Below are 12544 nucleotides of genomic sequence, written 5' to 3'. Positions count from 1 at the left end.
GTCTGGAGATCCACATGCCGCGACCAGCGGAGGAGTAACCATGCCCGAACAGCAGGCGCTCACCGAGCGGGTGCCGCTCGCCGAGGCTGCCGGAGGTCAGAAGCCGAAGGGCCGCCGCTTCCGGGCGCGCATCATCCAGGGAGACATTCAGGGCTCGTCGGGCTTCTACCCGGCGGAGATGCTGAAGCGCGACGCCGGCGTCTTCCGTGAGGGCCTCCCGGTCTTCCTCGACCACCCCGGTGCCACGGAGTCCTACGACCGGCCGGAACGGTCCGTGCGTGACCTTGCCGGACGGCTGGCTACGGCCGCCGCGTACGAGGGTGACGGCCTGTACGCCGACGTCGAGGTGTACGAGCACTGGGCGCCCGTCATCGAAGCCATGGCGAGCGACATCGGCATGAGCATCCGCGCCTCCGGCACCGTCGAGGCATCCACCCAGGACGACATTCGCGGCCCGATCGTCACCAGCCTCGCCGAGGCGGCATCCGTCGACTTCGTGACCGCCGCAGGAGCAGGAGGGAAGATCGTGGCACTGCTGGAGTCCGCAAGATCCGAAAGCGAACTACTCAGGCAAGCATCCGAAGCACTCGCCCCGCCCTTCAAGAAGAAGGGCACCAAGGACGACAAGGCGGGCAACGCCGCAGACAAGGCGGCTGACGACACCGAGGACGCTGCCGACGGCGGCGAGGACGAGGACGACGAGAACGCGGACGGCACGAAGAAGGCCGGACTCCCCGCCTTCCTCAAGAACAAGAAGAAGTCCGCGGTCAGCGAGGCGCGCAACGTCGGCGCCTGGTTCGAGTCCCGTATCCACTCGGCGTTCACCGGCATGGCCGACGACATGTTCGGCGAAGGCCGCCTCACCCGCGACGAACGCATCTCCCTGTCCTCCGCGATCGGCGACGGCCTGCAAGCCTTCACCTCCCGCGTCGAGGCCGACTGCCCCCACCTGTACCAGCGGGACATCTGGGACGACCCGGAGCCCGCACAAGCCGCCACGGCGGAAAACAACACGAAGGGAGCCCCCGTGTCTGGGAGCACCGAAAAGCAGACGCCCCCGGACAGGGAGGCGACCAGCGAGGTGACCGAGTCGGCGCGCGAGAAGGACCTCGCCGTCAAGCTCGCCGAAGCGCAGAACGAACTGGCCGAAGCCCGCAAAGCGACCGCCGACGAACTCGCCGCGCTGAAGACCCGCCTGGACGAGTCGGACGCCGAGAAGCTGCGCCTGACCAACGACAAGGCCGCACGCGCGGCGGTCGCCGAGGCGCTGAAGACCGCCGGCCTGCACGAGGCTTCACATGCCCGCGTCGCGGAGTCGGTGTGCCGCGCCCTGCCCACCGTCGAAAGCGGCACGCTCGACCTGGCCAAGCTGGGCGAGTCCATCAAGGCCACCATCGACGCCGAGAACGCCTACGTGGCGACCCTGGCGGAGGCGGCCGGATTCGGCGCCGTCCGCGGGCTCGGTGAGTCCACCAGCCACGAAGCGGACGCCGGCGACATCGACAAGCAGCTGGCCGAAGCCTTCGCAGGTATCGGCCTGGACGAGAAGGCCGCCCTGACGGCGGCTCACGGGAGGGCCTGACCATGGCGCGCAACATCATCTTCGAAGACGGCACTCAGATCGCCGCCGTGGCGACCGACCCGGCCTCTCCCGCGTCCGGTGACCCGGTCCTGATCGGCCAGATCCCCGGCGTCGCGCTGATCACCGAGGCCGCCGATGGGCTCACCACCATCAAGACGGACGGCGTCGCCACTCTGTCGGTGAAGGGCACCAGCGGCAGCAACGCCGCCATCGCCGCGGGCGACATCCTCTACTACGTCACCGCGAACACGCCGAAGCTGTCGGTGACCACGTCGGGCGTCCGGTTCGGCTATGCCCTGGAGGCCGTCACCTCGGGTGCGACTGCCACCATCCGCGTGAAGATCGGCTACTGACCTCCCGCCCACCCCGCTCTCTCGCAGCCTCCGCGCCACCGGCCGGGGGCTCTTCTCATGCCCCGGCGCGGAGCGCCTGACGAGCAAGGAAAACCACAATGCAGCTCCTCGACCTGATCGAGACCTACAACGCGCAGGACGCCACCGCCGAGCGGCTCTACGCCCGCGAAGGCCGCCGTGTGCGCGGCGGCCGTAACACCCCGCAGTACAAGCAGTCGCTGCTGGAGGCGGCCCGTCTGTACGAGGGCGTCCTGTCCGGTCGACTCCCCGGCCACCGCCTGGCGGAGGCCATGACGACCAGCGACTTCAGCCTCCTGTTCGGCGACATCATCGACCGGCAGATGCTCGCCTCCTACCAGCACATGCCCGTGATGTGGCAGTCGATCGCCAAGCGCGGCCGGGTGCGGGACTTCCGGACCGTCGACCGGTTCGCCGTCAACGGCGGCGAGGCCGTCCTGTCCGAGGTGAAGGAAGCCTCTGAGTACCCGGCCGCGTCCGTCTCCGACGCCCGCTACCAGTACCAGGTCAAGAAGTACGGCAAGCGGCTGCCCTTCTCGTGGGAGTCGTTCATCAACGACGACCTGGACGCGCTGCGCGACATGCCTCAGCGACTGGCCAACTCGGCGCGCTTCTCCGAGGAGCGGTTCGTCACCGACCTGTTTGCTGGCACGACCGGCCCTGACGGCACGTTCTTCGCCAGCGGCAACAACAACATCGTCACCGCCAACCCGGCCCTGTCTGTCGCGGGCCTGACCACGGCGTTCACCGTGCTGGCCGCGCAGGTCGACACGGACGGCAACCCCATCTACCTGGGCAACGTCATCCTCGTCGTCCCGCCCGCCCTGAAGATCACCGCGAACAACATTCTCAACGCCACCGAGATCCTCGCCGCCGACGGCGGAGGCGACGGCACCGGCAACAACCAGCTCCGCGTCGCCAACTGGCTGAAGAACGACGTCAGCGTGGTCGTCGACCCGTGGCTGCCGATCGTCTCCACCACCAACGGCAACACCTCCTGGTACCTGTTCGCCGACCCGAACGTGGGCCGTCCCGCCATGGAGATCGGCTTCCTGTCCGGCCATGAGACGCCGGAGTTGTTCATGAAGTCGCCGAACGCCACCCGCGTGGGCGGCGGCACCGTCGACCCGATGGACGGCGACTTCGACACCGACGCGATCGACCACAAGGTGAGGCACGTGTTCGGCGGCGTCCTGCTGGACCCGAAGAGCGGCGTGGCGTCCAACGGCACCGGCTCCTGACCGTGGCTCCGCTCCCGCCGCCGATCAACGGCACGGAGGCGTACCTGGCCGCTGTGTACGACCGACTGGGAGAGATGCTCGACCGCATGCCTCAGAGCCCGACCGAGCACGAGGCTCCCGCAGCCGTGCCGGAAACGGTCGAGCTGCGGGAGCCCGACACCCAGCCCGAGCCGCCCACCCCCGTGGAGGAGCCGCTGAAGGCGTTGAAGGAACCGGCGCCCGCTCCAAGCCGGAACACGCGCAAACGCACAACGAGCAGGAAGGGCTCCTGATGGGCACCACCGCAAGAGGCGTGGCCGGCGGCCTCGCCACACTCAACGCCTCGGGCCGCGTCCCGGCGGCGCAGAAGATGCTCACCGCAACCGCCACGCTGGACTTCGCGTCCATCGCCGCCGGCGCGGTCGGCACCCTCACCGCTACGGTCACCGGCGCCGCCACGGGCGATTTCGTGATCGTGGCTCCGCCCGGCAACCTGACTGCTGGCCTGGTGTTCTGCGGGTTCGTCAGCGCCGCCAACACGGTGACCATCCGGATCATCAACGGCACTGCCGGCGCTGTCGATCCGGCGTCGGCCACGTTCGGGATCGCTGTCCTTCCCGCCTCCTAGGAGGTCGCGATGGCCATCGACTACTCGACGGATGTCGGCCGGGTGCGGCTGCTGATTCCGGACACGGACGTAGACAACCTGCTGCTGATCGACCCGCAAATCGACGCCCTCCTGTCCATGGAGGGCTCGGTCAAGCTGGCCGCGGCCACGGCTTTGGAACTCATCGCCTCGAATGAGGCGCTGGTCGGCAAGGTCATCACCACCCAGGACCTGTCCACGGACGGCACCAAAGTGGCCGCCGAGCTCAGGGCCCGCGCCGCGGCGCTCCGCCAGCAGGTGGACGACGGCGTAGGAGACGACGGCGTCGGCCTGGCCATCGTCGACTTCGACCCCTGGCTCGGATACCGCGGCTACACGCCCTGCTGAGGGGAGGCCCCAGTGTCGCCCCTGGCAGGTAGCGCGCCGATCCACGGAAGATGGTCCGAGCATCACCGGCCCGTCGCCACCGGCACGCAGACCGGGAGGTGCGCCATCACCCGGCCTGGGGCCGGAGACGGAACCGAAGACCCGGACGGGACCTGGCATCCGCCGGCCTCGACCACCGTCTACACCGGCCCGTGCCGCATCACAGCGCCGTCCCCATCCAGCGTGATCGTCGTGGGAGAGCAGCAGACCGCGGTCGCCTCCTACGAGATCGCCATCGAATGGGACGCGGCAGAGGTGTTCGAGCACGACCTGATCACCATCACCGCCGCACCGGATCCGGGCATCGTCGGCAAGCAGCTGCTCGTCACCGACATCCGGCACGCCACCGAACGCTTCGAGCGGATCCTGAAGGCTCAAATCAACCTCACCGAACGGGAGGCGTGATGGACGACTTCGACTTTTCCGATCTCGCCCGCCTTGAGGTTGTTCTCGACCAGGCCAGCATCAAGGCAGAAGAGATGGCCAAGGTCGCGGTGAAGAAGACCGGCTTCGACACAGTCGCTGGAGCGCAAGCCCTAGCTCCTGTGGATACCGGGAACCTGAAGAACTCCATTGGCGTGGACTTCGATCCCGACGAGTTCGGCTTCGAAGCTGGCCCCACGGCCGAGTACGGCGCGTACGTGGAACTGGGGACCAGCAGGATGGCGCCGCAGCCATACCTTCTACCAGCCTTCGACCGGGCCAGCGAGCAGTTCGTCAAGGCGATAGAGACCATCGGCGGGCGGGTCCTCGAATGACGGTAGCGGCGACACGGCCACACTCCGATGCAGTCGCGGCACTACTGGCCGGCGCGAGCGTGCCCATGGGGCGCGGGAAACCGCCCGCCGGGTCCGGCTGGCAAGGGACCCCGGGGGCGAGCGCGTTCATCGGCTATACCGTGCTCTACCCGTTCACCGGCAGAGATGAAGCCACCTCCCTTGGGCAGCCACATGACAGTCTCACTTATCTCTTCCAGTTGACCTGCGTCGGCGCTACCCAAGACCAGGCCGAGACCGTCATGGATAGGGCCCGCATCGCCCTGGTGGGCGTCACGCCGTCGGTGTCTGACCGGGCGGCGTTTCCGATTTATCAGGCCGAGGTTGACCGGCAAGTCACGCGCGATGACGCGGCGACACCGCCCGTCCATTACGGCATCGCCCAGTTTCGTTTCAGGTCCAACCCGCTGACCTGACCTCCACCTGATCCAGCCCGCCACCGCCTGGTGACCGGGCTCTTTGGCATGCCCGAAAGGAGCCCGTGTGGCCACCTATTCCGCTGAGGCGATGACGGTCGCTGGGACCGCTCTCACCTCGCGTACCGCTGCGTCCGGCGACAAGATCACGCCGGATAGCGAACTGTTCCTCATAATCACCAACGGCGGCGGGGCCCCGATCACCTGCACCGTCACCGTGGTCGGCAACAACAGCTACGGCGAGGCCAACCCGGACCCTGTCCGCACCATCACCAACAGCACCACCAAGGCGGTCAAGCTCCTGCGCGAGTGGGCCGACCCGTCCGACGGCCTGATCGCCCTCACTTGGTCGGCCACCACGTCGGTCACCTACTACGTGGTGCGGGGCTGACATGGCCGAGATCCGCATCCGCAACGAGTACGGCCACGAGTTCACGGTCGACGCCACCGCCCGCCCGTTCTGGGTGGACAAGCCGGGCTGTCTGATCCTCGATGACCAGCCCGACGCCGACGCGCCCGACGCGCTTTCCGCCGCATCCGCGGCTCCTGACCAGCCGGAGGTTCCCGGCACCTCCCGGCCGCAGCGCGGCGAGAAGAAGGGCTAACTCATGGGCCAGATCCTTACCGATGGCAACACCAAGGCCACGTTCGTGCCGGCCATCGCATCCATCACCGCGCCCACCGTGGCCGAGCTGACCGCCGTCGGCATCGTCGCGCTGGAGGACACGCTGACCGACGACGGCCTGAAGGTCGAGTTCGACGAGGGCACCATCGCCGGTCCGACGCTCGCTTCGGTGCAGGACTTTGAGGCTCCCGGCCGGTCCAAGGTGAACATCGAGCTGACCGGTTACCGCGACTCGGTGTCCGGCAGCGACCGCATGTGGTCGGTCATGGTGCGCGGCACCGTCGGCTACCTCGTGGTTCGCCGCGGCCTCGTCGTCGCCACCGCCTACGCGGCGGCGCAGAAGGTCGAGGTCTACGGCGTGACCTGTGGCGAGCGTAAGAAGCTCGCGCCGGAGCGGGAGTCGCAGGAGAAGTTCTCGATCAAGCTGTTCGCCTCCTCCACCTACTCGATCGAGTCGACGGTAGCGGCCTGACATGACCACGTTCGCCGACGTCAAGAAGAACGCCAAGCTGCCTGAGAAGACCGTCCCGCTCGTCCTCGCGGGTGACCTGCAGGCCGAGTTCGAGGAGCTGGAGCGGCAGCTGCAGATTGAGCGGACCCGGCCCGACAAGCAGGGCGCCACCATGGCGTCCACGGGCCGGAGCCGCGCTGAGACGGAGCTCGCGCAGCAGATCGAGGCGCTGCGCGAGCGCATGCAGGCGGAGACGACGGTTTTCCGCCTGCGGGCGCTGTCCAAGAAGCGCTGGTCCGACATGATCGCGAAGCACAAGCCGCGCCCGGAGGACAAGGAAGCCGGGCTCGACCACAACGGGGAGACGCTTCCTGTTGCGGTCGTGGCCGCATGCTGCATCGACCCGCAAATGTCGATCCCGGAGGTGGAGGAACTCGTTGACGAGATCCTCACACAAGGCCAGTGGGACGACCTGTACCTGACGGCCTTCATGCTGAACAGGCGGAACGTCGACGTCCCTTTCTCCGCGAGCGCCTCCGCGATTCTGTCGAGCACTGGCACGAGCTAGAACTGGCCGCCGCCTACGGCATCCCCAGGTCGAAGCTGCTGGGGCGGGAACCGAGGAAGGTCACCCGCCACCACTACGACAAGCAGGGGCGGCTGGTCCGGTCGGTCACCACGCAGGAGCCGGTGTGGACCGACGACGACGTGGCATGGGCGACCGCGTTCCGGCTCGAACTCAAACAGCGCTGCCCCGGACCGTGCGGCCTGCCGCTGTCGGAAACGACAGCGATGGAGAACGGGCGGCCCAAGCACACCTACAGCGTGCCGGAGCCGGCACGCTGTCACGCCTGTGACGCTCTGCTGAGAGATCAGGAGAAGGCCAAGGACACCCGCCGGCCGGAGGCGCTACTGCGGCATGTGGAGCGGACCTGCGCCTGCTAGCAGTTCCTGGAGATCAGGCAGTTGACGACCTGCCGCTGGTAGTCCTGGCGGGCCTGCATCGTCTTGGTGGCCTGCACTCCTACGACGAACGCTCCGATGCTGACGATCAGGGCGAACGCGGCGATCCCGCCGTGAGTGGGCCGCCGCCTCGCCTTGACGAGGGCGACGATCGACATGATGAACGTGACGATGGCGATGAGCGGCGCGGGACTCGCGCCGTTGGGCATCGGTGCCGCCTGGTAGATCGCTAACACGAGCGCCAATAAGCCGGCCACCAGCGCGATGATGCCGAGCACCGGCCGAGGTTTCGGCGGAGTGGGGACGTAGCCAGGCGGCGCGTACTGCTGCGGCTGCCCGGCGTACTGCTGCTGGGCGAACTGGTTCTGGTTCGGCTGCTGGCCCTGTTGCGGTCCATACGGGTCCACGGCGGATCTCCTTCGTCGACTGGGGCTGACGCGGCGTAGGACGCCCCCTGAGGACGCCTGGTTGGCAGCGTCGCACCACACACCGTGATCAATCTCAATCTTTGATCCCCTTTGGGGCTCCATGTCCGGAGGTGGTCAAAATCGCAGACCGCTCAGTATCGGTCCGCTTGCGTCTGCGTATCTCGGAATTCGAGGTTGGCGCGAACGGCGTCAAGAAGAACCTGACCGGCCTGAACAAGAAGTTCGCCGAGACGGCAGGCTTCGCGGCGGGCTTCCGAAAGAAGCTCGAAGACGCCACCAAGAAGCTCCCCAAGATCGAGATAGACGCGGACTCCACCCCGGCGGAAGTCAAGCTCGCCGAGCTCCGCGCCAAGCTGGAGAAGCTGTCCGGCAAGGAGATCGGCGTCGACATCGACGCCAGCCAGGCCCTGGTCGAGATGGCAGCCCTCCAGCACGAGCTGGAAGGCATCGGCGATGGCGCGTTGTTCGAGGTGCGGGCTGACATCGGTAACGCGCTGGCCGACCTGAACGCGGTCACCCGCGAGGTGCAGCGGCTCGACGGCCAAAAGGTTGAGATCGACATCGAGGCCGACCGGACATTCGCGGACAAGCTGCGCGCCCAGGTCGAAGGGGCTGCCCGATCCCTTCCCAAGATTCAGGTCGACGCGGATTCCACACCAGCGCAGATCAAGATTGCGGAGCTGCGGGAGAAGCTGGTCAGTCTCGCCGACAAGAAGATCGGCGTAGATCTCGACTCCGCTGCGGCGCTGGCCGAGATCGCCGCGATCGAACGCGAGCTGAACGCCCTGGCCAAGTCGACGGACATCGATGTCCGTGTCGATTCTGGTAGCGCCCTGGCGGAGCTGAGGGCGATCACCGGCGAGGTGGACCGTGTCAACGGCCGCAGCGCGAGAGTCAACATCAACGCTGATGTCGGCGGCGCCCTGACCGCGATCGCACTGGTGGGTGCCGCTCTGGCGTCGTTGCCCGCAGTGACGACAGTCGCTGTCGGCGTGGGTGCGCTGGGAGCCGCGTTCACCGCTGCCGGTGTGGGGGCGGCAGGGTTCGCGGCGGTGGCGGTGCCAAGCATGGGAAGGATCAACGACGCCCTCAAACAGCAGGCGTCGGCAGCGGGCGGGGCTGGCGGGGCAACGAAGTCAGCCGGCCAGTCTGCGGCCGAGGCGGCGTCTCGGGCTCTGCAACTCGAGCAGGCCGAGCGGCGCGTCAGCGACGCCCAGAAAGCCGTTAAGGCGAGCCAGGAGGATCTGACGCGGGCTCGCCAGGATGCCAAGCGCGCCCTGGAGGATCTGACGCTCAGCGTCAAGGATTCCGCGTTGGCCGAGGAAGACGCGGCCCTGTCTGTCGAGGAGGCCCGTCAGAGGCTGGCCGAGGTACAGGCCGACCCCAAGGCGACTGAACTGGAGCGCAAGCGGGCCGAGCTCAACTATCGCGAGGCCGTCCAGCGCCTGGAAGACCAGGGCGTCCGCACCAAGCGACTGCAAGAGGACAAGGCGAAGGCCGACAAGGCCGGGGTCGAAGGGTCCGACCAGGTTCGTAGCGCCCAGGACAAGCTGCTCAGATCACAGAAAGACTTGGTCGAGGCTCAGAAGCAGCTGGTTGTGACGCAGTTGCAGCAGAAGGCGGCCATGCAGCAGGCGGGCGGCGCTGCGGGCGGGGCGGCGAGCAAGTTCGCCGAACTGTCCAAGGCGGAGCAGGCTCTCGCGAAGGACGTCAAGAAGTTCCAGGACTCCTACGTCGCCTGGCAGAGGTCGCTGCAGCCGGACGTGTTCCCGGCGATCAGGTCCGGCATGGACTTGATGAGCACCGGCATGAAGCTCAGCACCCCGCTGGTCAAGGCGTCGGCTGGTGCCATCAACGATCTGTTGAAGCAAGCCAACCAGGAACTCAAGTCCGAGCAGTGGCGGTCGTTTTTCGACGACCTGACGGAGCAGGCACCCAAGGCCATCCGCGGGCTCGGCGACGCCGCGCTGAACGTGGCCGGCGGCCTGACAGGTGTGATCCAGGCGTTCTTGCCTTACACGGGCCCGCTGATGGACTTCCTGCGGGAGGCGACCCAACGGTTCAAGGACTGGGGGCAGAACCTCAAGGGCAGCCCCGAGTTCGCGGCGTTCATCAAGTATGTGCAGGAGCAGGGGCCAAAGGTCGGCGAGGTTCTGCGCAACATCGCCGAATTCGTCGGCAAGGTCTTCGAGGTCGGGGCCGGGGCAGCGCCGGGCGTCCTCGACTTCCTGGTGTCGCTGTCGGACAAGCTGGCAGCCTTGAACCCCGCCCAGATCGAGGCGGTCGCCAAGGGTGTCGGCCTGATCTTCGCCGCGATGAAACTGGGCGCCTCGTTGAAGATCGCCGGTCTTCTTGCGCTGGCCGAGGTGCTCAGCAAGATGTCACCAGGCCAGATCCAGGCTCTCGCGGTCGCTATCGCCGCAGTCGTCGGAGCGGTCAAGGGCTACCAGATTTTCCAGACAGTCGCGGGCTTCCTCGGTGGATTCTCGTCGAAGGTAGGCGCCGCGGGTGACGCCGCCGGAGCGGCGAGCGGCAAGTTCTCGCTCCTCAGCGGGGTGTTCAAGGGCGGCGTCATCGCAGCCGCCGTGCTCGGCAGCGTGGCCGCGTTCGACAAGATGACCGACTCGCTCAGCGGCCTGAATCCGAACGTGGATGATCTGTCGAAGAACCTGCTGGCATTCGGAAAGGGCGGCGAACCCGCGTCGGCGCTGCTCGACCAGCTCGGCCCCAAGATCGGTGGCGTGGTAGGGGCGTTCGAGACGTTCAGCGACTCGGCCGCTCGCCTAGCTGGCGACAATCCGCTGGCGAAGATCGCTGACTCCTTTACGGGGTTCATCGACGACACATTCAGCGTCCAGCTCGACAGCGGCCGTCAGGCGATCGACAACCTCGACCAGCGGCTCGCCGCGATGGTGGCGAGCGGCAACACCGAAGGGGCGGCCGGGGCGTTCAACCGGCTGGCCAAGCAGGCGCTAGACGCGGGCGTCCCCGTCGAAAAGCTGAAGGAACTGTTCCCTCAGTACGCGGCCAGCATGGACGGCGTCCCGGCCACCACGGGCGGCGTTGGATCCGCGATCGAGCTGCTCGGCGGCAAAGCAGACGGCACTCAACGGCAGCTTGGCGAGGCCGCCAAGCGGATGTCCGACTTCAAAGCGAGCATCGACGCGTTCAACGGCCAGACCGACGCGGCGCAGGCCGTCCGCGAGATGGAGAAGGCGTTCTCCGACACCAAGTCGGCGATCGAGGCGGCGAACGGCAAGCTGGAGTTGACGCCCGGCCTGACAGGCAAGCAGCGGGACGCAGTCATCGCCGCCAGGGACGCTTTCGCAGGCTACCTGGAGAAGATCAAGGCCAGCGCGGATGCTCAGGCGACCCTGTCTGGGCGGACCACCGACGCTCGGGACGCTGTTCTACGGCAACTCCCGGCGATGATCGAATTGGCTGGAAAGAACCAGTCCGCCCGCGACCAGGTCATTGAACTGGCCAAGGCATACGGGATCAGCGAGACAGACGCGAAGAAGGCGGCGCGCGGCGGGCAGGACCTCGTCGAGGTGCTCGGCAAACTGAAGTCGAAGGACATCAGGGTCGGGGCCGACGTTAAGCCTGCCCAGGACGCCATCGACAACTTCGTCCGGTTGAACTCCGGACGGAAGATCCCACTGTCGGTTTACACGAAGAACTCGCAGCTGGCCGCAGGCGCGATCATGCGCTACGCGGCTGGCGGCGTCCAACGGTTCGCCGAGGGCGGGCGGGCGACTCCAGCCCCGCACATCGCGTCCTCGCCGACGATCCTGTACGGCGAGGGGCGGGCGCCGGAGGCTTTCATCCCGTACGACCCGGCCTACCGGGACAGGGCGACCGCCCTACTCGGCCAGGTGGCCGGCGACTTCGGGCTGCAGGTCTTCAACGCCCAGGCGGGCAAGCAAGTCGATTCGCTCACGGGAACGCTGAAGGAAACCCAGTACAACGTCGGTTCGAGCCTTTCGCAGGCAACGTCGATGCTGTCGCAGACCTTGGGCGACGCTGGGACGCTCACGTCGACGGTGGCCAGCGTGGGTACGGTCGGCGAGCAGATGTCGGCCACCTGGGCGGCTGGCGCCCAGACTGTCAGCGACAGCGTGGTGGGCGTCAACACCGCGATCGGCATCTCCTCGGACATGATCGTGGTGAGCACCGACAAGGTCAAGGACGCGGCACTCACCGTGGCCGACGTCGTCGCGAAGGCGGCGCAGGCCATCTTGTCGGCCGCTTCGGCGTCTGGCGGCTCCGGCAAGGGCAGCAAGGGCTCGACCAACGTGCCCGCACCTGGCAAATCCAAGGGGTCCGGCAAGGGCAGCCTAGGGTCGGTCATCCCGCCTGCTCCGGGCTCGTCGTCCTCGATGAACGCAAGCAACTCGGTTGCCGGTGACTACGGCCTGTACGGGATGACCGGCAGCAACCCGGACGCGGCGTTGATGACGAACTACAGCCGGGTGTCCGCACCTCAGCAGCAAACGGCGGCCTCCATATCCGCTAGCCGCATCTCGTCAAGCGAGGGCGTGAACGCGGGAGGAGGGTCCGGGTCTGGCGGTTCGGGCGGCAGTTCGGTCAACTTCTACGGCACGACGATTCACGACGAGATGGATGCCAGCGTGGTCGCCGCCAAGATCGGCGTGGTTCTCGACAGTCGCGGCTGAGCC

At 67.3% G+C, this 12544-nt stretch carries 16 protein-coding genes; 15 read left to right on the top strand and 1 reads right to left on the bottom strand.

Annotated elements, in window-relative coordinates:
- The first annotated feature begins 40 nt into the window (after positions 1–40).
- From AB0F17_RS08350 to AB0F17_RS08285, 14 genes are all read left to right on the top strand, one after another.
- Positions 41–1582, top strand: a complete 1542-nt coding sequence (locus AB0F17_RS08350) for a hypothetical protein (RefSeq protein WP_358018284.1) — start codon at positions 41–43, stop codon at positions 1580–1582.
- Positions 1583–1584: 2 nt separating this feature from the next.
- Complete coding sequence (locus AB0F17_RS08345; RefSeq protein ID WP_358018281.1) at positions 1585–1935, top strand: DUF2190 family protein; 351 nt, start codon at positions 1585–1587, stop codon at positions 1933–1935.
- Between the two features lie 98 nt (positions 1936–2033).
- On the top strand, positions 2034–3194 hold the full coding sequence (locus tag AB0F17_RS08340; RefSeq protein WP_358018278.1) for a hypothetical protein: 1161 nt from the start codon (positions 2034–2036) through the stop codon (positions 3192–3194).
- 2 nt (positions 3195–3196) lie between these two features.
- Complete coding sequence (locus AB0F17_RS08335) at positions 3197–3466, top strand: hypothetical protein (protein ID WP_358018275.1); 270 nt, start codon at positions 3197–3199, stop codon at positions 3464–3466.
- Positions 3466–3801, top strand: coding sequence for a hypothetical protein (locus tag AB0F17_RS08330; protein ID WP_358018272.1), 336 nt, complete (start codon positions 3466–3468; stop codon positions 3799–3801). The genes AB0F17_RS08335 and AB0F17_RS08330 overlap by 1 nt, the downstream gene beginning before the upstream one ends.
- A gap of 9 nt (positions 3802–3810) precedes the next feature.
- On the top strand, positions 3811–4167 hold the full coding sequence (locus tag AB0F17_RS08325) for a hypothetical protein (protein ID WP_358018269.1): 357 nt from the start codon (positions 3811–3813) through the stop codon (positions 4165–4167).
- 12 nt (positions 4168–4179) lie between these two features.
- Positions 4180–4611 carry a DUF6093 family protein gene (locus AB0F17_RS08320; protein WP_358018267.1) on the top strand — a complete coding sequence of 144 codons (432 nt, stop codon included), beginning with the start codon at positions 4180–4182 and terminating at the stop codon, positions 4609–4611.
- Positions 4611–4964 (top strand): HK97-gp10 family putative phage morphogenesis protein, encoded by a 354-nt coding sequence (locus tag AB0F17_RS08315; RefSeq protein WP_358018264.1) that lies wholly within the window; start codon positions 4611–4613, stop codon positions 4962–4964. The genes AB0F17_RS08320 and AB0F17_RS08315 overlap by 1 nt, the downstream gene beginning before the upstream one ends.
- 140 nt (positions 4965–5104) lie before the next feature.
- The gene (locus tag AB0F17_RS08310) at positions 5105–5398 is read left to right on the top strand and encodes a hypothetical protein (RefSeq protein WP_358018261.1); all 294 of its coding nucleotides are present in this window, start codon (positions 5105–5107) and stop codon (positions 5396–5398) included.
- A 67-nt stretch (positions 5399–5465) separates the two neighbouring features.
- Positions 5466–5789, top strand: a complete 324-nt coding sequence (locus AB0F17_RS08305) for a hypothetical protein (protein ID WP_358018258.1) — start codon at positions 5466–5468, stop codon at positions 5787–5789.
- Between the two features lies 1 nt (position 5790).
- The gene (locus AB0F17_RS08300; RefSeq protein WP_358018255.1) at positions 5791–6003 is read left to right on the top strand and encodes a hypothetical protein; all 213 of its coding nucleotides are present in this window, start codon (positions 5791–5793) and stop codon (positions 6001–6003) included.
- 3 nt (positions 6004–6006) lie between these two features.
- Entirely contained in the window at positions 6007–6495 is a 489-nt protein-coding gene (locus AB0F17_RS08295; RefSeq protein WP_358018253.1) for a hypothetical protein, read from the top strand.
- A gap of 1 nt (position 6496) precedes the next feature.
- A complete protein-coding gene (locus tag AB0F17_RS08290; RefSeq protein ID WP_358018250.1) occupies positions 6497–7042 on the top strand; it encodes a hypothetical protein in 546 nt (181 codons plus the stop codon).
- Complete coding sequence (locus AB0F17_RS08285) at positions 6937–7419, top strand: hypothetical protein (protein WP_358018247.1); 483 nt, start codon at positions 6937–6939, stop codon at positions 7417–7419. The genes AB0F17_RS08290 and AB0F17_RS08285 overlap by 106 nt, the downstream gene beginning before the upstream one ends.
- Here the strand turns inward: AB0F17_RS08285 and AB0F17_RS08280 are convergent.
- Entirely contained in the window at positions 7416–7844 is a 429-nt protein-coding gene (locus AB0F17_RS08280; RefSeq protein WP_358018244.1) for a hypothetical protein, read from the bottom strand. The two genes, AB0F17_RS08285 and AB0F17_RS08280, sit on opposite strands and share 4 nt — an antisense overlap.
- A 167-nt stretch (positions 7845–8011) precedes the next feature.
- Here AB0F17_RS08280 and AB0F17_RS08275 point away from each other — a divergent pair, with 167 nt between their 5' ends.
- On the top strand, positions 8012–12541 hold the full coding sequence (locus AB0F17_RS08275) for a hypothetical protein (protein WP_358018241.1): 4530 nt from the start codon (positions 8012–8014) through the stop codon (positions 12539–12541).
- Positions 12542–12544: the final 3 nt, after the last annotated feature.

It is taken from the genome of Nonomuraea sp. NPDC026600 (assembly GCF_040638335.1).
Classification (GTDB): Bacteria; Actinomycetota; Actinomycetes; order Streptosporangiales; family Streptosporangiaceae; genus Nonomuraea.
The sequence above is the reverse complement of the archived record's forward strand: the minus strand, read 5'-3'. Positions and strand labels throughout refer to the sequence as shown.

What these genes read in the sequence shown, in the direction of transcription:
- AB0F17_RS08350 (WP_358018284.1), top strand. Translation starts at nt 41, where the DNA reads ATGCCCGAACAGCAGGCGCTCACCGAGCGGGTGCCGCTCGCCGAGGCT.
- AB0F17_RS08345 (WP_358018281.1), top strand. Translation starts at nt 1,585, where the DNA reads ATGGCGCGCAACATCATCTTCGAAGACGGCACTCAGATCGCCGCCGTG.
- AB0F17_RS08340 (WP_358018278.1), top strand. Translation starts at nt 2,034, where the DNA reads ATGCAGCTCCTCGACCTGATCGAGACCTACAACGCGCAGGACGCCACC.
- AB0F17_RS08330 (WP_358018272.1), top strand. Translation starts at nt 3,466, where the DNA reads ATGGGCACCACCGCAAGAGGCGTGGCCGGCGGCCTCGCCACACTCAAC.
- AB0F17_RS08325 (WP_358018269.1), top strand. Translation starts at nt 3,811, where the DNA reads ATGGCCATCGACTACTCGACGGATGTCGGCCGGGTGCGGCTGCTGATT.
- AB0F17_RS08315 (WP_358018264.1), top strand. Translation starts at nt 4,611, where the DNA reads ATGGACGACTTCGACTTTTCCGATCTCGCCCGCCTTGAGGTTGTTCTC.
- AB0F17_RS08300 (WP_358018255.1), top strand. Translation starts at nt 5,791, where the DNA reads ATGGCCGAGATCCGCATCCGCAACGAGTACGGCCACGAGTTCACGGTC.
- AB0F17_RS08295 (WP_358018253.1), top strand. Translation starts at nt 6,007, where the DNA reads ATGGGCCAGATCCTTACCGATGGCAACACCAAGGCCACGTTCGTGCCG.
- AB0F17_RS08290 (WP_358018250.1), top strand. Translation starts at nt 6,497, where the DNA reads ATGACCACGTTCGCCGACGTCAAGAAGAACGCCAAGCTGCCTGAGAAG.